We start from the raw sequence: 21,677 nt of genomic DNA, 5'->3' as shown, positions 1-21,677 counted from the left end.
TTCTGGGCGTTGCCGTTTATATTAATGCATCAGATGACTACTTTTCAGGAGCTATTTGCACAATTCGAAGACGCTCCTCTCGACGAACCTGTACTTGCTTACTAACGCACTGACGCTTTACGTTTTTACTATCTCGGATCGTTAAGGAAATTGCTGAGATGATCGCAACTAACAGCACTAAACCCGCAACCTCAAAAGCAAAAATATAGTCACTATAGATAATTCGGCCTATTAGACGAGTATTGGAGAGCGGGCTACTAACTCCGGCCTCTTGTAGGGGCTGAATAAAATTATGCATTAATGAAGCGCTCGTACCGTAACTATGCCAGATAATTAGAGTAGTTTCGATTACGACAATCGCGCCCACAAGCGTTGCCATTGGCACGAAACGGTGAAAGTTACACCGTAATATATCTAGATTAATATCTAGCATCATTATGACAAACAAGAACAACACCATTACAGCACCTACATATACAAGCACCAACATAATCGCAAGGAACTCAGCCCCTAGCAATATCCAAATCCCTGCAGCGTTAAAAAACGCAAGTACTAGAAAGAGTGCTGAGCTTACAGGATTGCGAGCTGTAATTACCTTAAGCCCGGACGCGATCATCAGTAGCGAGAATATATAGAAAAGGATAGTTGTAAATTTCATATTTACTAGATATCGTTAGGCGTATTACTGGTATGCTGTTCGTCTTGATAGACTCACGCGATAGTTAGTTACCGGTATGGTGCCTCTGCTGCTTTTGCTGCCGCAATTTGCGATTCATGATGATCGCCAATCTCAAGAAGCATATCCTTTGTAAAATATAAGTCACTACGTTTTTCGCCGTGATACGCGAAGATCTGCGTTTCAACAATTGAATCGACTGGACAGCTCTCCTCGCAGAAGCCGCAAAAGATACACTTTGTTAGGTCAATATCGTAACGCGTTGTACGGCGCGTGTTATCAGCGCGTACTTCGGATTCTATCGTTATTGCCAGCGCTGGACAGACTGCCTCACATAGTTTGCACGCAATACATCGCTCCTCGCCATTTTCATAGCGACGCAGTGCATGTAGTCCGCGAAAGCGGGGAGAAATTGGCGTCTTCTCTTCGGGGAACTGTACAGTAATTTTTCGCCGGAATGCATATTTCCCGGTTAAAGCAAGTCCCCTAAATAACTCAATTAAAAAAAATGTTTTAAAAAAATTTTGAATTACGTTCATAGCAATACTTTATTCCCAAATACTGAGTGGGGACATAATCCAGAAGCCAACTACTACTAACCATATGACACATACCGGAATAAAGATCTTCCAGCCTAGGCGCATAATCTGATCATAGCGATAACGCGGTAAAGTAGCGCGCACCCAGATGAATACCGATAATAAAAAGAAAACTTTTAGCAGTAGCCAAACAATACCGGGAATAAACGATAGAAATGTAAATGGCGCACTCCATCCGCCGAAAAATAGCGTCGCGGTAAGCGCTGATATCACAATCATGTTAATGTACTCCGCTAGGAAAAATAGCGCGAACGCCATGCCGGAGTAGTCAATCATGTGCCCAGCAACAATCTCTGATTCTCCCTCAACAACATCGAATGGGTGACGGTTAGTTTCGGCAATGCCCGAGATAAAGTAAACAGCGAATATAGGTAATAGAGGCAGCCAATTCCACGATAAGAAGTTTATGCCCAGTCCAGCGAATAACCCGCGCTGCTGTGAATGCACTATATTAGTCAAGTTTAGACTGCCTGATGTCATAAGAACAACAACTAAAGCCAGGCCCATCGAAATTTCATAAGACACCATCTGAGCAGCCGCACGCATTGCACCGAGAAATGCGTACTTTGAATTTGAAGCCCAACCCGCTAGGCTAACTCCATATACTCCAAGCGAAGACATTGCAATTACATATAACAAGCCCGCATCTATATCACTTAGCACTACCTTGGCCTGGAAAGGAATAACCGCCCAGACGCAAAATGCCGGCACTACAACTATAACTGGCGAAATGAGATACATCCACTTAGTGGCCTGCGCCGGTAAGATTACCTCCTTCATTAATAGTTTGATTACATCAGCAATCGGCTGTAATAGCCCCATTGGACCAACCCTGTTTGGCCCAACTCGCATATGCATCCAGCCAATTAGCTTGCGTTCCCATAGAATAAGATAAGCAACGCACAGTAAAATCACTACTAATACGATAAGAATTCGAACTAGTACCCATATAGTTAGCCACGCGCCGCTTAAAATAAGGCTGCTGGTAGCATGAATCATTTCGAACATGCCCATTTAGGCTTTCTCCACCCGAAGATCACCAAACAAGCTACCCAATCTAGCAGCGACGTACGTAGCTGCTGGAACGCGCACCACTACATCATGCAGCTTTGCATCATGCATCGCCGGCAGCATTACAGATGTCTCTCCCTGTTGAACGCGTATAGCATCCCCTTCTCTCAACCCAAGTTTCTTAAATAATATAGTTGGTAAAAAAGCATGCAGAGAAGCCTTAGACACCCTAGTCATATGTAGCGAGGACGCACGGCGCACCAGAGAATCAGCGTCATAGATCGACACGTCAGAAATACGCTCAAATGCCCCTGGCGAACGCATTAATGTACCGCGTTCCAACGGAATATGGCGCATTGGTACGTTCGATAGACATGACTGCACGTCGACACGCCCTAGTGCTGTAGCAGCCACTTCTTTAGCATTAGCATAGCTAAAGTTATGCAGTCCGAGTAAGTTTCCCAATGCACTAAGTACTTTCCAGCCTGGCCTAGATTCACCTAGTGGTCGCACAACGCTACTAAATGGTTGTACAGTGCCTTGTGCATTGACAAATGTGCCGTCTGTTTCTGTAAAAGGCGAAATTGGCAGCAGAACGTCCGCATAGTCAGCGCCGATTTTAAACGACGATAGTGCAATAACTATATCAGCCTGGGCTAGCGCTGCGCAGGCCTGCTGTGGATTAGCAACATCGAACTGCGGCTCGACATTAAACAATATATATAAGCGACGCGGTGATGAGAATGCCTGCGCAGCGTCAGCGCCGCCATCGCCAGGTAGTGCATCAACTAAATATGCGCCGATAGTATTTGCTGCTTCCGGTAGGAAGCCTAGCGTTGCATCACTTGTCTGAGCAATCCATTGTGCAATGCTGTACAGTTTTGAGAATTCTGGATGGCTTACCGCGCTTGTACCCAGCAGGATCACACGGCATCTACCATTCAATAGCGAGTCAGAAATATGCTTAGCAGTAGTATTTGACTGCACACCAGTCAACCCAGCAGGGCTGGTTATTCCACGAATCTCAGCTAGCGCAACAGCTACGCTAGCCAACGAATCTACCCAGGCCGATGGTGGTGCAAGAATCTTATTTTTAATATGGATGAACGAATCATCAGCGCTCGCGTGTAACAAGCTTACTTTAGCGCCGCTAGCAGCGGCCTGACGCAGTCGTGCGGCTATCAGTGGATGATCGTAGCGTAGAAATGAGCCTATCACGAATGCGGCATCGACACCGGATAACATTGCCAGAGGCATGCCAAGCCATGGCACACCTTGCGATGGCATAGAAAAATCACTTTGGCGCAACCGGAAATCTAGATTTGCGCTACCTAGTTCGCGCGTTAGTCTCTTGAGTAAAAATAACTCTTCAAGCGTGCTGTGCGGGCTAACAATCGTAGCAATTTCCTTTGATCCATACGCAGTTTTAATATTTTGCAGGTTATTTGTAACGAAGGTTAGTGCAGTTTCCCAGTCGACTTCATATAACCTTCCATCTCGCCTTAACATTGGTTGTGTCAGACGCTCTGCGCTATTTAGCGCTTCATAGGAGAAGCGATCCTTATCCGAAATCCAGCACTCATTGATCTCCTCATTTTCTAGAGGCAATACACGCATAACCCGATTATTTTTCGCCTGCACAATAAGGTTTGAGCCGACTGAATCATGCGGGCTAACTGAGTGACCATGCGATAATTCCCATGATCGCGCACTATAATGGAAAAGCTTACTGGTTATAGCACCAACCGGACATAAATCAATCATATTACCCGATAACTCAGAATCAACTGTACTGCTAAGAAACGTCGCAATCTCTGAGTGCTCGCCGCGACCAAGCATCCCGAGCTCCATAATCCCAGCTACTTCTTGGCCAAAGCGCACGCAACGTGTGCAGTGAATACAGCGTGTCATTTCTTCCATCGAGATTAAGGGCCCGACGTTTTTGTGAAAAACAATGCGCTTTTCCTCCGAATATCGTGATGAAGACTTGCCGTAGCCTACCGCTAGGTCCTGAAGCTGGCATTCGCCACCCTGGTCGCAGATTGGACAATCTAATGGGTGATTAATGAGTAAAAACTCCATTACCGACTGCTGGGCTTTCACCGCTTTATCTGATGTTGTCCGAACAACCATACCAGAAGACACCAAAGTCGAACATGCCGGCAAAGCCTTTGGAATGTTCTCTACTTCAATCAGGCACATCCTGCAGTTTGCTGCGATTGATAACTTCTTGTGATAGCAAAAATGGGGAATATACGTATTGACCTTATGGGCAGCTTGGATCACCATGCTGCCCTCCGGCACCTTAACTTTTTTGCCATCTATTTCAAGCTCAACCATACTAATAAAGTTTCCTAAACTTAATGCTATGCAGCCACGTATAGCAGGCTGTTGCGTTTTTATAGCTCAGCCATGTTTATATAATTGCGGTGGGCGTTTTATCACAACGTCCACCGCAATGCACTGGAACCATGCAATGCTTGTGTTCGATGTGATACTTAAATTCTCCCCAGAAATGTTTTAACATGCCTAGAATAGGCATCGCCGCTGCGTCACCTAGCGCGCAGATTGTTCGTCCCATAATATTATTAGCAACCGAATCTAGTAATTCTAGATCCTCTAGGCGCCCCTGGCCATTCTCTATTCGACGAATAATTCGATAGAGCCAGCCAGTACCTTCACGGCATGGCGTACACTGTCCACAAGACTCTTCGTAGTAGAAGTATGATAGGCGTAGTAGCGAGCGGACCATGCAGCGTGTATCATTCATTACGATTACCGCACCAGAACCAAGCATCGAACCAGCTTTCGCAAGCGCATCGTAGTCTAGATCGGTTTGCATCATTTGTTCGCCTGGTACCACCGGTGCAGAAGCACCACCCGGGATCACTGCTTTAATTGTGCCGCATACGCCCCCAGCCAGCTCTATTAGCTTTTTGAATGGCGTCCCGAGCGGCACTTCGTAATTTCCAGGATAGTGTACATCGCCGGATACTGAGAAGATTTTTGTGCCGCCGTTGTTTGGCTTACCTAGATTTAAGTATTCCTGGGGACCAATCGCTAATAGAAATGGCACTGCCGCAAATGTTTCGGTATTATTAATAGTAGTTGGCTTGCCAAATGCACCATAACTAGCCGGGAAGGGGGGCTTAATCCTTGGTCGCCCTCTCTTTCCTTCGAGTGACTCAAGTAGCGCAGTTTCTTCACCGCAAATATACGCGCCATAGCCGTGGTGCGCATGCAATTTAAACGAAAACTCACTGCCTAAAATATTAGAGCCAAGATAACCTGCAGTATCTGCTTCGTTTAGCGCTATTTCAAAGCGCTTATAAACTTCCCAAATCTCACCGTGAATATAATTATATCCAACAGTAATACCCATTGCATATGCGCCAATCGTCATACCTTCGATTAATGCATGCGGATTCCAGCGCAAGATGTCACGATCTTTAAATGTACCGGGCTCCCCCTCATCGGAGTTACATATTAAATATTTTGGTCCGGGGAATTGACGCGGCATAAAGCTCCACTTGAGTCCCGTCGGAAATCCCGCTCCACCACGACCTCGCAATCCAGAGGCTTTCACGTCTGCAATTACCTGCTCCGGCGGGATATTTTTCTCGAGAATACGTCTCAGTTGCTGATAGCCCCCGCGAGCGACATAGTCTTTTAAATGCCAGTTCTCGCCATTCAGACCCGCGAGAATTAGTGGATTAATATGCCGACCGTGCAAAGATGTCATGTAGAGAGCTCCTCAAGCAACTGGTCAATCTTCTCGCAACTCATGAAACTGCACATCCTATGATTATTTAATAAAACTACGGGTGCATCGCCACAAGCTCCGAAACACTCACCTTCTTTCAGTGTGAATCTGCCGTCCGGGGTAGTCTCACCAAAATCAATTCTTAGTTTCTTTTTTAGATATTCTGCAGTTTTCTCTGCACCGCCTAGTTCACATGGTAAGTTCGTGCATAGTGTAATTTTGTATGTACCAACTGACGTTGTCTCGTACATGTTATAAAACGTCGCGACCTCCTGTACAGAAATAGCTGGTATTTGCAGATAGTCAGCGATAAATTGCATTAACTCCGGCAATAACCACCCCCGCTCTCGCTGCGCAATCGCGAGCGCTGCTATTACAGCGGATTGCTGGTGACCGGCAGGGTACTTTAATACTGCGCGATCGATTTCCTTGAGGCCTTTAGGTGAGATCATTTATAACACAACCTATTCAATGCTTAACGAAATAAAACCTACCGACATACCACTCTAGAAAATCTCCCTCTTCTTAATATGGGGCCTATCATATGGCATGGGATATTCTAAGTAGTTACGTTAGCGGTCCACTTCCCCAAACACAATATCCTGTGTTCCAATGATTGTAACCGCATCAGAAATCATATGACCGCGAACCATTTCATCAAGGGTAGATAGATGTGCATAGCCTGGCGCACGAATTTTTAGTCTGTATGGCTTATTCGCGCCGTCCGAAATTAAATAGATGCCAAACTCACCCTTTGGGTGTTCAACGGCAACATATGTTTCACCTTCAGGTACATGCATACCTTCTGTAAATAGCTTAAAATGGTGAATCAGCTCTTCCATATTTGATTTCATATTTAGCCGAGAGGGCGGTGCGACTTTATGATTATCAACTATTACAGGTCCTGGATTATTTCGAAGCCATACAACACATTGTTTGATAATACGGTTCGATTGACGCATCTCCTCGACGCGTACAAGATATCGGTCATAGCAGTCGCCGTGCCCGCCGATCGGAATGTCAAAATCGAGCTGATCATACACCTCGTATGGCTGTTTTTTACGCAGGTCCCATGCAACACCCGAAGCGCGTAGCATCGGCCCAGTCATACCCAATTGCAGCGCTCGCTCTGGTGTTACAATACCAATGCTCACTAATCGCTGCTTCCAGATCCTATTATCGGTTAGTAGCGTTTCGTACTCATCAACACAGCTAGGAAAACGGTTTGTAAAATCCTCGATGAAATCAAGAAGCGAACCCTGGCGATTTTCGTTAAGCCTAGTTAGTGCCTTCTCGTTTCGTATCTTTGAAGCTTTATATTTCGGCATTGCAGCCGGTAGATCCGCATGGACACCACCAGGTCTATAATATGCTGCATGCATGCGTGCGCCGGATACAGCTTCATAAATATCCATCAAGTCTTCGCGCTCACGGAACGCGTAGAGAAATACTGCCATTGCACCGATATCAAGCGCGTGAGCTCCGATCCACATTAAGTGATTAAGAATCCGAGTAATCTCATCAAACATCACTCGGATATATTGTGCCCGGATTGTCACGTCAATACCAACTAGCTTCTCAATCGCCATGACATACGCGTGCTCATTAACCATCATTGACACGTAGTCAAGCCGATCCATATACGGTATAGACTGGATAAAAGTTTTGTGCTCAGCTAACTTCTCGGTTGCACGATGTAGTAAACCGATATGCGGATCAGCGCGCTGAATCACTTCGCCATCTAATTCGAGCACAAGGCGTAGTACACCATGTGCTGCTGGATGCTGAGGACCGAAGTTCAGCGTGTAGTTCTTAATATCAGCCATGTTTACAGGCCTACTAGAAATTGAATAACTTGGATAATCTATTTGTATTTACGTAAATACCCGTAGCCGGCTAAGCCGGCTATCAGTGCCTAAGGCCACCATAACGTTCTTCGCGAATCACTCGAGGTGTAACCTCGCGTGATTCAATAGTGACAGGTTGGTAGATAACTTGTTTTTTTTCCGAATCATACCGCATCTCAACATAGCCGGATAGCGGAAAATCCTTGCGAAATGGGTGGCCGATAAAACCATAATCAGTAAGGATCCTTCGGAGATCAGGATGACCATCGAACACGATCCCGTATAAATCGAATGCTTCCCGCTCATACCAGTTCACCGAATTCCATACTTCAATCAGAGATGGCAAAACTGGCGCATTGTTATATGGCGCGAATACGCGAACTCGCAGGCGCCAGTTATGGCTGATCGACAATAAATGCGATACCGAAGCAAAACGTAGACCGTCATATTCGCCATTACGGTATTTTGAATAATCAATACCACATAGGTCAATTAATTGTTCGAAACCAAGCGTTGGGTCATCTCGCAACTGAGTCGCAAGATCAATTAGATTGCCAGCAGCAACCACAATAGTTAACTGGCCAAGCGACTCGCTTAAGCTTTCTAGCTTATCTCCAAACGCTTTGTTAAGGTTTGCTTTTAGGATTTCTAGTTTGCTTTTCATATTAGAAATTCCGCATTACTTTCGGGCAATAGTATTTGTGCGACGAATTTTTGCCTGCAATTGCATGACACCATATATGAGTGCCTCAGCAGTCGGCGGACAGCCAGGTACGTACACATCAACCGGAACAATCCGGTCACATCCGCGCACAACTGAGTACGAGTAGTGATAGTAACCACCCCCATTGGCGCATGAACCCATGGAGATTACCCAACGCGGCTCAGCCATTTGGTCATAAACCTTTCGTAGCGCAGGCGCCATTTTATTGCAGAGCGTACCTGCAACGATCATGACATCGGACTGACGTGGACTTGGCCGAAATACAACACCGAAACGGTCTAAGTCATAGCGTGAAGCACCAGCATGCATCATCTCAACGGCACAACAAGCAAGCCCAAACGTCATTGGCCATAGTGAGCCGGTTCGAGTCCAGTTTATAAGCTTATCAGCGGTTGTGGTAATAAAGCCCTTATTTAGCATGCCTTCAATACTCATTTTTTAACTCCAGGCGGATGGCAAGCTTCGTGCTTGATACAAAGTACGATTTTTAATACTCATTCCCAGCTTAGTCCACCACGTCTCCAGACATAGGCAAAACCCAGCATAAACTCCAGAAGGAAAATCATCATTGCGATGAATCCTGGCCAACCAATATCGCGTAATGCAACGCCCCAAGGGAATAAAAAAGCCGTCTCTAAATCAAAAATAATAAAGAGGATAGCTACTAAGTAATAGCGCACATCGAACTTCATACGAGCATCTCCAAATGCCTCAAAACCACACTCGTATGGAGAATTTTTATTAGTGTCTGGTTTTTTGGGACCAAGGAGCCTGCCAATACTAACTAACCCCCCCCCTAAACCAAGGCTAACAAGAATAAATAGCAGGACGGGGAAGTAGGCAGTAAGGTTCAAGAGTATTTTTTATCAAAAAGTTAATGAGCTTTAACTAGATAGCTAAATCTAATAAGGCTCCTGAGAGAGCCCTTATATTAAAGCCAAGACATTATAATAGGGGGCGGCATTAAAAATAAATGCCAGCCGTAGCATAAGTGCAAGCGGCTGGCATTATATAATGCTGGTGCCGATAATGAGACTCGAACTCATACGGCTTGCGCCACTACCCCCTCAAGATAGCGTGTCTACCAATTTCACCACATCGGCACTATTATAATGTGTGAGGACATTTAGAGCATTAGCTTTTGTTACCACTGTTACCGCGAATGACTTTAAGTTCTTGATTGTAACTTGGTTAAGTTCTTTGTTCAACGCACGAAAACACATTTCGTACACGTCATAGTTTTGCTAATCCTTACATTATTTAGGCACATTAGAATGTGACGTAGACTCCTCAGTTATAGAGGATACTAAGCCTTCTACCGGCGTAGTCACTGCTAGTGGCGCCGCACTGCTTAATAGACCGCTTCTAGGCATCTTCGGAGGATAGTTACCGCCCAGAACACTCATAAAAAGCGTACTAATAAAGAATACAGTAGCGAAAATTGCTGTTGCACGCGAAAGGAAGTCGACTGAGCCACTAGCACTGAATAAACTACCCGAGGCTCCGCTGCCGAACCCCATACCTATATTAGCAGCCTTGTCATGCTGCAGTAAAACAAGCCCAATCACACCAAGCGCAGATAGCACCTGCACCACGATAATCAATGTCTTCAAAAATAAGAAGTGCATTACTTAGAATCATCCTGATTTTCGGAAAGTGCTATACTAACAGCCGCAGAGATTTCAAGAAAATCTACAGCAGATAATGATGCAGCGCCAATTAGAGCACCATCAATATCTGATTGAGAAAACAATTCCAGCGCATTATCTGGCTTAAGACTACCCCCGTATAAAAGCGGCACGTGTATGTTTACTGCTTTTTCCATAAGCTGGGCCCGTATTGCACCATAGACCTGTTTTATCTGCTGCACAGCAGGAATTTGACCTGTGCCAATAGCCCAAAACGGCTCGTATGCGACAATTAGTCGTGCTACGTCGGCCTCGTCGTCTAGCCTGTCAAGTACCGCAGCAAGCTGTGTATATACAATACTATTAGTTTTCCCAGCCTGCCTCTCATCTAGCGTTTCGCCAACACAGATAATCGGAGTAATACCAGACTCGAGAGCGCGCTGCGCTTTTGCCGCCACTAACTCAGAGGATTCCATATGAAATATACGACGCTCAGAGTGACCGACGATGGCTAGCGTTGCACCAAACTCAGCGACCATAGACGCAGCAACCTCACCTGTATACGCGCCATGCGTGTGTGCAGATACATCTTGCACTCCATACTCGATTGACGTGCTAGTAAGCCGATTCTGAGCCTGCGCGAGATACGGATACGGTACACACACAGCAAGCCGTACTTGCGGCTCAAGTGTTACTGCGCGTTGCGTGAATGCGTGTAGTAACACATCATTGCTAGTGAGACACCCGTGCATCTTCCAGTTTGCAACTACAAGTTTTGATTGCTGTTTCTTTAACATACGTTTTTTATTTAGTACCTGTAATACGCAAGTGTCAACTAACAAGTAATAAGTATGCGTATAAAATTTTTTACTTTACTAAATATTATAAGCAAAAGTCAATCCACTATATACTTACCAAGTGAGTATAATTTTTCCGATGTTCTCCCCCCTCTCCATCATTGTATGCGCTGCGTCGGCATGCTCAGCCGGAAATACATGGTGAATTACCGGCTTAATCGCACCCTGCTCAATTAGTGGCCATACTCGCTCGTACAATTTTGTAGCAATGGCAGCTTTAAAAGTTACCGAACGAGGCCGGAGTATTGATCCAGTTAATATTAAGCGGCGACGTAATACCCTGCTTAAGTCAATCTGCGCTTTACTCCCCCCGAGTAGAGCAATCAATAAAATACGCCCGCCACTAGCCAGCACATTTAACTCTCGCTCTACATAAGAGCCGCCCACCATATCTAAAATTACGTCGACGCCTCGGTTATAAGTTAGCGACTTTATCACGGAAACAAAGTCTTCTGTTTTGTAGTTAATCCCACGTTTAGCGCCTAGCGCCTCGCATGCGGCGCACTTCTGTGCATTACCAGCCGTAGCAAATACCGGATGACCGAACGCATGCGCCATCTGAATTGCTGTTATACCAATACCACTGGAACCACCCTGAACTAATAATGCCTCCCTAGAACCATCTTTACCTATGCTAAGGCGACCACTGTCAAAAACATTACTCCAAACAGTAAAGAACGTTTCTGGCAACGACGCAGCTTGAATATCCGATAAGCCCATTGGTATAGGCAAACACTGCGCGAGTGGTACGCTTGCATACTCGGCATATCCACCCCCTTGCGTTAAAGCACAGACTCGTTGCCCATGCGTGAGACCGAATGGATTATTTACTTTATTAAGAGTACCGGAAATAATTTTTCCAGAAATTTCGAGACCAGGAATATCTGATGCGCCTTGTGGCGCAAGATAATTACCCATACGCTGAAAAACATCTGGGCGATTCACACCAGCTGCTGAAACTTTAATCAGCACTTCGCCGAGCTTGAGGTCAGGTATCGGGCGTTTAACAGTTTTTAAAACATTAGGGGCGCCGTATTCTGTAATCTCGATTGCTTTCATGCGAAATTCTGCGTAGCCGTCGCATTGACTAAAAAAAGGGGGGGTACAAAACAGCCGGCAGTGCTCAAAACACTCCGGCTATATAAACTCTTAGTTATATTACTCTACATCTCCCCGACGTGTCCCTGGCATGACGGATGGCTTCTTATAGAAGCAGTGTCTTCACGGATAACCGTATGCGACCCTTCTCGTCGGTCTGGATTACCTTAACTTTCACATGTTGGCCTTCTTTTAGGTAATCGTTAATATCTTTAATTCTCTCGTTTGCAATCTCAGAAATATGCAGCAGACCATCACGACCTGGCAGGATATTCACGATTGCACCAAAATCTAGAAGTTTCAAGATTGTACCCTCATAGATTTGGCCGACTCCCACTTCCGCCGTAATATTCTCGATGCGTTTTTTCGCCTCGGCTAGGCCATCAGGACTTATGCTTGCGATCGTTACGATACCGTCATCGGAAATATCGATCGTTGTGTTTGTTTCCTCTGTTAGCATACGGATTACCGAGCCACCCTTGCCGATTACATCGCGAATCTTTTCTGGATTAATCCTAATTGTGATTATGCGCGGCGCGAACTGTGACAATTGAGTGTTTGTCGACGGCACTACGGCAATCATTTGATTTAAGATATGTAGGCGTCCTTCCTTCGCTTGTGCAAGGGCAACTTGCATGATTTCTTTTGTAATTCCCTGTATTTTTATATCCATCTGTAATGCAGTTACACCCTGTAACGTACCTGCCACTTTAAAGTCCATGTCGCCAAGATGGTCTTCGTCACCTAAGATATCAGTGAGTACTGCGAACTTATTGCCCTCTAAGATCAGCCCCATAGCGATGCCCGCCACGTGAGCTTTCATGGGTACGCCCGCATCCATTAGCGCTAAACAGGCGCCACACACAGAAGCCATCGACGATGAGCCATTCGACTCAGTAATTTCAGATACAACGCGGATCGTATAACTAAACGAGTCATCACTTGCTAGACATGCGGAAAGCGCTCGTTTAGCAAGCCGGCCGTGACCGATCTCCCGCCGCTTCGGCGAGCCGATACGTCCCGTTTCACCAGTCGCGAATGGTGGCATATTATAGTGTAGTATGAATCGCTCACGATATTCGCCCTCGATTGCATCGATTATCTGCTCATCACTTCTAGTACCGAGTGTAGCCACTACTAATGCCTGTGTCTCGCCCCGGCTAAACAGCGCCGAGCCGTGCGTGCGTGGCAGTATCCCGGTCCGGATTTCAATCGGACGCACAGTACGTGTGTCACGTCCGTCAATCCGAGGCTCGCCATTTAGAATTTGACCGCGCACGATTTTTGCCTCGAGATCGAATAAAATGCTGCTGACTACCTCAGCATTAACGCCACCCATTCCAGCGTATTCAGCGAGTTTGGCTATAACCGATGCATATACCTCCTTCAGCTTAATCGATCGCTGCTGTTTCTTCTGTATCCGGTATGCTGCTTTTAGTTCGGTCCATGCCAGCTCTGTCACGCTCGCAATTATCGCTTGATTCTTTGATACTGGACACCAATCCCATTCAGGTTTACCTCCCTCCTTAACAAGGTCATGGATAGCGTTAATCGCCACTTGCATTTGCTCGTGCCCAAACATGACCGCACTAAGCATTACTTCCTCTGGCAACTGATCTGCTTCGGACTCAACCATCAGAACAGCGTGTTCAGTGCCGGCAACCACTAAATCTAGCTGTGATGCCTTAAGCTGTGAACGAGTCGGATTAAGCAAAAATTGATTATTAATATAAGCGACGCGTGACGCTCCGATCGGTCCATGAAAAGGAATGCCAGAGATAGCCAACGCAGCAGATGCGCCAATCATTGAGGGAATATCTGCTGGAATATCCGGGTTGATAGATAGAACATGAATTACCACCTGTACTTCGTTGTAGAAGCCTTCTGGAAATAGCGGACGCAACGGGCGATCGATTAGCCGCGAGATCATCGTCTCGCTCTCGGAGGGGCGGCCTTCTCGACGAAAGAAACTGCCTGGAATTTTACCGGCCGCATACGTTTTCTCGATATAATCAACAGTCAACGGTAAAAAGCTTTGTTCCGACTTAGCCGCTCTAGATGCTACCACTGTCGCGAGCACGACGGTATCCTCGACATTAACAAGAACTGCACCGCTTGACTGACGAGCGATCTCGCCTGTTTCAAGGCAAAACTTATGTTGGCCCCATTGAAATTCTTTGATAATCTTGTTTAACATTTTTATCCCTTCGAGACACCGCGCTTATACACGGCCAGTCTATCGACCGTTCCTTAACCGCTGCCAGATACCTACAAACAGAGAAGTATTATTATTTCAGCGCGACAGCTAATAATCCTGCCGCCAAAGGCATTACATAATACCCCCTGTCTCCTTTACTAGGCGGTTGCATGACAGCGTTCGAAACTCATCATTAGAAATGCTAAAATAAAATGCCTGCATCAGGTTTCCTGATGCAGGCAGAGGTTCTCTGTATTAAGACACTTACTTGCGTAGACCTAGCTTTTGGATCAGTGTACGATAGCGATCGGCATCTTTAGCCTTTAAGTAGTCAAGCAGCTTACGGCGGCGGCTCACCATGCGTAGCAGACCGCGACGACTATGGTGATCTTTTATGTGAGCCTTGAAGTGCACCGTCAATTCGTTAATACGACTCGTTAGTAGGGCAACTTGCACCTCTGGTGAGCCAGTGTCGTTTATACCACCAGCAAATTGCGCGATAATTTCTACTTTATTAATATTTGCTACAGACATAATTTTCTTTATTTTGATCAACAGGCGGTCACAGAAGAAAGGCCGTGCCGTGTGTTTACGGAAAGGTTACAATTTTAGCATAGCTAGGATATGCCTTATAGCGCTATAAGATACATATAGTTTAACGCGATTTTTAGGCATAAATACTATAGAGAGTGAGAAACTATAGCCCTTCCGTATAACATGAGAGGTTGGATTATTTATTAACTGAATACTATGCTAGTATTCTATACTACACACATCGTACTCCTCTTAAAAGTATTCGACAATCTAAGCTAATATTATTCAAAGTGTTCCTACTAAAAGTGTAAAGCTATAGATTAGGGTTTACTCACAAGCCCCATATATCACTATCAAAGACCTAAGATTTTAAACTCATTTACTATTCTTATAGTAATTGTCCAGCATACTAGGAGGCTAGTGTAACTAAAAAGAATAGAATTTATTTAGTCTAGTTTAAGTAGGTAACCTTCTTAAACAGCAGACCTTAACAAGTGCTATAAATTAATACTTTTATTTAACATGTACTAAGATGGCACTATATTAGTAGTTAAATAATTACTAAACAGTACGAGTGAGTTAGTTTATTTATTACTTTTGTAAAGTAAGGACAATAACCCCCCTAAAACACTCTAACATAAAAACCGCAGCATATCGCTACTTTCATAAAATATTACCCTGATATAGACGTATTAATATACCCTGACCACGTTCAAAAACATACTAAAGAATATAATTAATATTGAAGCCTATAGCTTTGTGATGTAATCGTTACTACTTAATACGAACGATAGAAGATATATGGATTCTACATATAGCGACACACTACAGCTAGAAATATTGCCATTTTAAAAGTTGTTACACGTTTATCCCTCTAAACTTATCTAAACAACTTACGTATATTTGAGCTCTTCTATTAATATTAAGAATGTATCATAAATCATCACTATTTTTGCTAAAATAGTGATGATTTTGTAACGCTCAATTTTAAAGAAAAAAAATAGAAGAAAAAAATTTTGATCATGTATTCATATATTTAACCGCGTAGCCTATAGTTAGTCTTGATATGTACGGCGTATGCGATTATATAGAAACTTTTGATACTGGAAACTATACATTGATACTAAGCATCGCGGATTAGTATCCTATTTGTAAGCTATACAGCTCTCTATATTTTAGGAAAATTATTGACATTTTAATAAATACCATAATACAGAGAATTCTACACAATGATAGTGAAATATAGATAAAAAGATATTTTAATGCGTTTTAAAAAACTAAGGAAACAGCCTATATCTATAGAATAAATCGGGCATCGTAAAGATATCGTCATATATAATTTTGTATAGTGCTATCTACATTACTTTTACTCGACGACACTCGTACTATCATCGTTATAGTATAACTATGTTTAGCAGATCCCCTTAAAGAGGGGCTCCTCTTTGGCACTCTTTTTATGTTTAGCGGTGTACCACACTAGCAGTAGCAGCGGCTTACCCCAGTATTGGTGGTAGAGGGAGTCTACTGTGTTAGAGTAACTACGAGCATTGTGGGTTCAGTCTTTCAGTATTTGAATTAAGCTTATTTAACGCCGCAATATAAGCTTTTGCAGAAGCGGCCACGATATCTAAGTCGGTGCCAACGCCATTGACAATACGCCCCGCTTTAGATAAACGTACGGTTACTTCGCCTTGTGCTTGCGTACCGGTTGTAATCGCATTCACTGAATATAGTATCAATTCCGCACTACTATTAACTTGTGACTCAATTGCATGTAGCGTCGCATCGACTGGGCCATTTCCATGAGCTTCACCGACTGTCTCGCTGCTATCAATAGCAAACACTACTTTTGCAGATGGTCTCTCGCCGGTTTCCGAGTGTTGTGATAACGAGACAAACCGATAGGTCTCATGATCAAGCACCGCATTTGCTTCCTGGCTTAAGATTGATAAAATATCCTCATCGAAAATCTCTGCCTTGCGATCAGCCAGTTCTTTAAAGCGCAAGAAAGCGCTATTTAGTTCTGCTTCACTATTTAATACCACTCTTAATTCTTGTAGTCGTTTTTTAAAGGCATTTCGGCCAGATAGCTTGCCAAGCACAATTTTATTTGCGCTCCAGCCTACATCTTCCGCACGCATAATCTCGTATGTGTCCCGAGCCTTAAGAACTCCATCTTGATGAATCCCTGACGCGTGCGCAAACGCGTTAGCACCTACTACAGCTTTATTCGGTTGCACTACGAAGCCCGTCGTCTGAGATACGAGCTTAGAAGTAGGTAGAATTTGTGTTGTATCAATTCCCACCTCTAGCCCAAAGTAATCACGTCGTGTCTTTACGGCCATCACCACTTCCTCTAGTGAAGTATTTCCAGCGCGTTCTCCAAGACCGTTTACTGTGCATTCAATCTGCCGTGCCCCTCCTAGCTTTACTGCTGCTAGCGAGTTTGCAACCGCCATACCTAAATCATTGTGGCAATGCACCGAAAACACCGCCTTGTCTGAGTTTGGTACTCGTTCTCGAATTTGCTGAATCAACGCAGCATAGCCGTCTGGTACTGCATAGCCGACAGTATCCGGAATGTTAATAGTAGTTGCACCTTCTGCGATCACTACCTCTAGCACTCTGCACAGAAAATCTATTTCTGAACGGCTGCCATCCTCACATGAAAATTCAATGTCATCTGTAAACTGTCGGGCAAAACGTACTGCAAGCCGAGCTTGTTCGTACACTTGTTTCGGCGTCATACGTAACTTTTTCTCCATATGTAACATGGAAGTCGCAATAAATGTGTGGATTCTAAACTGCCCTGCTGGCTTAAGCGCCTCAGCTGCACGCGCGATATCTTTGTCATTAGCGCGTGCTAGCGAACAGACTGCGCTGTCTTTCACCTGTGAAGCAATTGCCTGAATCGCGTCAAAATCTCCATTAGAGCTAGCCGCGAAGCCGGCCTCAATTACATCTACTTTCATACGCTCGAGTTGTCGTGCAATTCGGATTTTTTCCTCCTTCCTCATCGAGGCACCCGGCGATTGCTCGCCATCACGTAATGTCGTATCGAATATGATTAACTTATCTGTCATGTCAGTCTCCGGACTCGAATTAGTGGTGGTAAGCGACAACATTATCTGTCGGAACCAACGCAGGTGACGCCAACCCAAATAGGCGAGACGAAGCGGGGGTCGAGATCGATTCAGAGCAAATACACTCTAACCGGCAGAGATGGTGAAGCCTTGCAGCCATATTTATCAAATGACTATAGCGTTAATTAGGTTAAAGTACAACGAGACCTAACTGCGATATCGCGCTTATTAATCTGCTACAGCCACTTATTTTTAAGCTGCTTATTATTTACTACCTTGTTTGCGATGTGTTCTTTTACACAAGATATTTCTTATGCGTACGCTTTATCTCATTCCTAGTCGGTAAGGTGGCTTGTGTTTACTTAAGCTCATGGTCACTGAGATTAGCTATATTATGAGTCCTAGCCAGATTGAATTTATACGATATCGCTTGCTTTATCCATAAAACATATCCGGACAAACCATACATTATAAATAAACAGAATAGAATTAGCGGTGGATCAGAGGAGACCAGCACAAATACGACTACAACTAGTAGTACCGCTGCAAAAGGCACACGATGCCGGACGTCAAGCGCCTTGCCGCTATAGAAAGGTGCATTAGATACCATAGTAATGCCAGCATAGATCGTTAAGCAAAATGCAATCCATGGTAAGTAGTTAAGTTTCAGTGGCACTCTATTATCGGTCGCTAACCATAGAAAACCAGCTATTAGCGCTGCGGCTGCAGGACTGGGTAGGCCCTGAAAATATCGATTATCCGCTACGCCGATATTTGTATTGAAGCGAGCTAAGCGCAGAGCAGCACCAGCACAGTAGATGAACGCAGCAAGCCACCCCCAGCGACCAAGATCTTTAAGAGCCCACTCGTATATCACTAATGCCGGCGCAACACCGAAAGATACCATGTCAGACAGGCTATCGAATTGCTCACCGAACGCACTTTGTGTATGTGTCATACGCGCAACGCGGCCATCCATTCCATCTAAAACCATAGCTACGAAGATTGCGATGGCAGAGATTTCAAATCGCCCGTTCATCGCTTGCACAACGGCAAAAAAACCGCAAAACAATGCAGCAGTTGTAAATGCGTTAGGCAGAAGGTAAACGCTTCGTTTACGCAATAATTGTTGGCGAGCAACTCGAAGACTACGTCGTGCAATCCGCTCCTGTACTGTGCGGTTGTGCCGGAATAGTCTCGTTGGTCGAGGTCTTATGTCACGGGTGACTCGCGGTTTAAAACCAGTCATCAAGCACTCCTCGCTCGACGCTTAAAGCTCAGCTAAAATCGTCACTGACGCGCGCGCTTTCTCACCAATCGACACTTTCGGCTTACTGTCTAAGGGTAAGTATATGTCTACACGTGAGCCAAAGCGGATAAATCCATAGCGCTGCCCACGGGCGAGCATCTCGCCCGTTCGCACGTAGCAAAGGATGCGCCGAGCAAGACACCCAGCTACCTGGACAGAGGTAATAATATGATTGTCTAAAGACTGCAGAATAATAGCATTACGCTCATTTTTTAGCGACGCCTTATCGATTGCTGCCCTCAAGTAGGTACCCGGGAAATATTTAATCTTAATTACTGAACCGTCAATTGGGGAGCGCTGCGAATGAACGTTGAAAACGCTCATAAACACGCTTATTTTTAAAGCATCTCGGTTCGCGTACGGATCGTAGGCAGTCTCTATCCGGATAATCCGCCCATCAGCTGGGCATAGTACTACATTGGGCTGCTGCGTTACAGGACGTTGTGGATCCCGAAAAAACTGCACAACTAACAGGCTCAGTAACCAGAAAGGCCATGCCCAACTGAAACCTACACACGCATGCATCAGCAGCGCTACGAAGAATGCAAGCGTGATAAAAGGCCAACCTTCTCGGGCAATAATCGGGTGAGGATATGTCATATAAGGAGAGCCGGTTCCAAGAAGATAAAAGGGGTATAATTAGATCCCTACCGTGCCCGCGATATTGCGAGCACGGTATCTTAAAAGATAGCTTAAACGCGCAATCACCTTTGTGGTGCAATCACATATTTAGTTCTTAGACTGATCAACCAGCTTATTCTTCGCAATCCAAGGCATCATTGCACGTAGCTTTGCACCAACTGTCTCAATCTGGTGTTCTGCTGTTAGGCGTCGGCGCGCTTGTAAGGTCGGAGCTCCTACACGATTCTCAAGAATAAAGCTTTTTGCATACTCGCCAGTCTGGATATCACGCAACACCTCTTTCATTATTTTTTTTGTCTCGTCGGTGATCAGGCGCGGGCCGGTCGTATATTCTCCATACTCAGCGTTGTTTGAGATGGAGTAGTTCATATTTTCAATGCCACCTTCATAAATAAGATCGACAATCAGCTTTAACTCATGCAAGCATTCAAAGTACGCCATCTCAGGCGCATAGCCTGCTTCAACTAACGTCTCAAAGCCAGCCTTGATCAGCTCAACGGTGCCGCCGCATAGTACAGCCTGTTCGCCAAATAGATCTGTCTCAGTTTCCTCGCGAAAGTTTGTCTCAATAATGCCTGCTCGGCCACCGCCATTAGCCACAGCATACGATAGCGCGATATCTCTCGCCGCGCCTGATCTGTCCTGCCCAACCGCGACTAAATGGGGTACACCACTACCCTGTGTATAGGTGTATCGCACTGTATGGCCTGGCGCCTTCGGTGCGATCATAATCAGGTCTAGGTCAGGACGCGGTATCACTTGGCCATAGTGAACATTAAACCCATGTGCAAATGCGAGTGCCGCCCCTTTTTTAATATGCTCATGTACGTCGCGCTTATAGACGTCGGCAATCTGCTCGTCCGGAAGTAAGAGCATCACGACATCAGCACCATTTACTGCTTGAACTACCTCCTTCACAGTCAAGCCAGCGCTCTCAGCCTTTGTCCATGACGCACCGCTTCGACGCAGCCCTACCGTCACGTTCACGCCACTATCACGTAAGTTCTGCGCGTGTGCGTGTCCTTGAGAGCCATAGCCGATAATTGTTACTTGCTTACTCTTAATGAGCGAAATATTAGCATCTTTATCATAATAAACTTTCATATGTTTTCCTTGCTGTATTGTTGTTTCAATTCGGTGTGTATTAACACTGATATTAAGTTATTCGTTAGTACTACTAGAGTGGGTTAAATTTTAAGGATCCGCTCGCCGTGTCCGATACAAGATCCGCCGGTTCGAACTGTCTCTAGGATCGCTGTAGCATCAATCCCCGAGATAAACGCATCAAGTTTTCCGCTGGCCCCAGTTAATTCGATCGTATAGGTCTTTTCAGTCACATTAATAATGTGCCCTCGGAAGATATCCGACATTCTCTTCATCTCATCCCTTTCCTTGCCAACCGCCCGCACTTTTATTAACATTAGTTCCCGCTCGATGTGAGTTCCTTCAGTGAGATTAACTACCTTGGTAACCTCGATTAGACGGTTTAAATGCTTCATAATCTGCTGAACTACCTCGTCTGAGCCAATTGTTACGATCGTCATACGAGATAGGGAGTGGTCTTCGGTAGGTGCGACAGTTAGGGTTTCAATGTTATGGCCACGCGCCGAGAACAGACCAACTACGCGTGACAACGCACCAGGTTCATTCTCTAGAAGCACAGAAATAATATATCGCATTGTTTATCTTCTCAGTTTCGATATCCCCGC

At 45.0% G+C, this 21,677-nt stretch carries 20 protein-coding genes and 1 tRNA gene; all 21 read right to left on the bottom strand.

The window, feature by feature from the left end; all coding sequences use genetic code 11:
* Positions 1-37 precede the first annotated feature (37 nt).
* Entirely contained in the window at positions 38-658 is a 621-nt protein-coding gene (locus KW136_RS02315) for an NADH-quinone oxidoreductase subunit J (protein ID WP_216796869.1), read from the bottom strand.
* Between the two features lie 68 nt (positions 659-726).
* Complete coding sequence (gene nuoI, locus KW136_RS02310; protein ID WP_216796868.1) at positions 727-1,215, bottom strand: NADH-quinone oxidoreductase subunit NuoI; 489 nt, start codon at positions 1,213-1,215, stop codon at positions 727-729.
* 9 nt (positions 1,216-1,224) lie between these two features.
* Positions 1,225-2,289: an NADH-quinone oxidoreductase subunit NuoH gene (gene nuoH / locus KW136_RS02305; RefSeq protein ID WP_216796867.1), complete on the bottom strand. Its 1,065-nt coding sequence runs from the start codon at positions 2,287-2,289 to the stop codon at positions 1,225-1,227.
* On the bottom strand, positions 2,290-4,626 hold the full coding sequence (gene nuoG, locus KW136_RS02300) for an NADH-quinone oxidoreductase subunit NuoG (RefSeq protein ID WP_216796866.1): 2,337 nt from the start codon (positions 4,624-4,626) through the stop codon (positions 2,290-2,292). It abuts the gene before it with no gap.
* A 76-nt stretch (positions 4,627-4,702) separates the two neighbouring features.
* Entirely contained in the window at positions 4,703-6,028 is a 1,326-nt protein-coding gene (gene nuoF / locus KW136_RS02295; protein ID WP_216796864.1) for an NADH-quinone oxidoreductase subunit NuoF, read from the bottom strand.
* The gene (gene nuoE, locus KW136_RS02290) at positions 6,025-6,501 is read right to left on the bottom strand and encodes an NADH-quinone oxidoreductase subunit NuoE (RefSeq protein ID WP_216796862.1); all 477 of its coding nucleotides are present in this window, start codon (positions 6,499-6,501) and stop codon (positions 6,025-6,027) included. Before nuoE ends, nuoF begins: the two co-directional genes overlap by 4 nt.
* 120 nt (positions 6,502-6,621) lie before the next feature.
* Complete coding sequence (locus KW136_RS02285) at positions 6,622-7,875, bottom strand: NADH-quinone oxidoreductase subunit D (RefSeq protein ID WP_216796860.1); 1,254 nt, start codon at positions 7,873-7,875, stop codon at positions 6,622-6,624.
* Positions 7,876-7,957: 82 nt separating this feature from the next.
* On the bottom strand, positions 7,958-8,560 hold the full coding sequence (locus KW136_RS02280; protein ID WP_216796859.1) for an NADH-quinone oxidoreductase subunit C: 603 nt from the start codon (positions 8,558-8,560) through the stop codon (positions 7,958-7,960).
* 15 nt (positions 8,561-8,575) lie between these two features.
* Positions 8,576-9,055 carry a NuoB/complex I 20 kDa subunit family protein gene (locus KW136_RS02275; protein ID WP_216796857.1) on the bottom strand — a complete coding sequence of 160 codons (480 nt, stop codon included), beginning with the start codon at positions 9,053-9,055 and terminating at the stop codon, positions 8,576-8,578.
* Positions 9,056-9,114: 59 nt separating this feature from the next.
* Positions 9,115-9,474, bottom strand: coding sequence for an NADH-quinone oxidoreductase subunit A (locus KW136_RS02270; RefSeq protein WP_216796855.1), 360 nt, complete (start codon positions 9,472-9,474; stop codon positions 9,115-9,117).
* A 164-nt stretch (positions 9,475-9,638) separates the two neighbouring features.
* Positions 9,639-9,723: transfer RNA gene (locus tag KW136_RS02265), tRNA-Leu, on the bottom strand.
* Between the two features lie 153 nt (positions 9,724-9,876).
* Positions 9,877-10,248, bottom strand: a complete 372-nt coding sequence (secG, locus tag KW136_RS02260; protein WP_216796854.1) for a preprotein translocase subunit SecG — start codon at positions 10,246-10,248, stop codon at positions 9,877-9,879.
* On the bottom strand, positions 10,248-11,045 hold the full coding sequence (gene tpiA / locus KW136_RS02255) for a triose-phosphate isomerase (protein WP_216796852.1): 798 nt from the start codon (positions 11,043-11,045) through the stop codon (positions 10,248-10,250). The genes secG and tpiA overlap by 1 nt, the downstream gene beginning before the upstream one ends.
* Positions 11,046-11,159: 114 nt before the next feature.
* The gene (locus tag KW136_RS02250) at positions 11,160-12,164 is read right to left on the bottom strand and encodes an NAD(P)H-quinone oxidoreductase (RefSeq protein ID WP_216796850.1); all 1,005 of its coding nucleotides are present in this window, start codon (positions 12,162-12,164) and stop codon (positions 11,160-11,162) included.
* Between the two features lie 145 nt (positions 12,165-12,309).
* Positions 12,310-14,406 carry a polyribonucleotide nucleotidyltransferase gene (gene pnp / locus KW136_RS02245; RefSeq protein WP_216797442.1) on the bottom strand — a complete coding sequence of 699 codons (2,097 nt, stop codon included), beginning with the start codon at positions 14,404-14,406 and terminating at the stop codon, positions 12,310-12,312.
* 258 nt (positions 14,407-14,664) lie between these two features.
* Positions 14,665-14,934, bottom strand: a complete 270-nt coding sequence (rpsO, locus tag KW136_RS02240; protein WP_216796848.1) for a 30S ribosomal protein S15 — start codon at positions 14,932-14,934, stop codon at positions 14,665-14,667.
* Between the two features lie 1,538 nt (positions 14,935-16,472).
* Positions 16,473-18,017, bottom strand: coding sequence for a 2-isopropylmalate synthase (locus KW136_RS02235; RefSeq protein WP_216797440.1), 1,545 nt, complete (start codon positions 18,015-18,017; stop codon positions 16,473-16,475).
* A 358-nt stretch (positions 18,018-18,375) separates the two neighbouring features.
* A complete protein-coding gene (gene pssA, locus KW136_RS02230) occupies positions 18,376-19,266 on the bottom strand; it encodes a CDP-diacylglycerol--serine O-phosphatidyltransferase (RefSeq protein ID WP_216796847.1) in 891 nt (296 codons plus the stop codon).
* A 21-nt stretch (positions 19,267-19,287) separates the two neighbouring features.
* Complete coding sequence (locus tag KW136_RS02225) at positions 19,288-19,926, bottom strand: phosphatidylserine decarboxylase (RefSeq protein WP_216796846.1); 639 nt, start codon at positions 19,924-19,926, stop codon at positions 19,288-19,290.
* A 129-nt stretch (positions 19,927-20,055) separates the two neighbouring features.
* A complete protein-coding gene (ilvC, locus tag KW136_RS02220; RefSeq protein WP_320412902.1) occupies positions 20,056-21,123 on the bottom strand; it encodes a ketol-acid reductoisomerase in 1,068 nt (355 codons plus the stop codon).
* Between the two features lie 32 nt (positions 21,124-21,155).
* Positions 21,156-21,647: an acetolactate synthase small subunit gene (ilvN, locus tag KW136_RS02215; RefSeq protein ID WP_216796844.1), complete on the bottom strand. Its 492-nt coding sequence runs from the start codon at positions 21,645-21,647 to the stop codon at positions 21,156-21,158.
* Positions 21,648-21,677 lie beyond the last annotated feature (30 nt).

The sequence above is a fragment of the Candidatus Vallotiella hemipterorum genome (assembly GCF_910593725.1).
GTDB classification, from domain to species: Bacteria; Pseudomonadota; Gammaproteobacteria; order Burkholderiales; family Burkholderiaceae; genus Mycetohabitans; species Mycetohabitans hemipterorum.
This window is presented reverse-complemented; position numbering and strand designations above follow the sequence as displayed.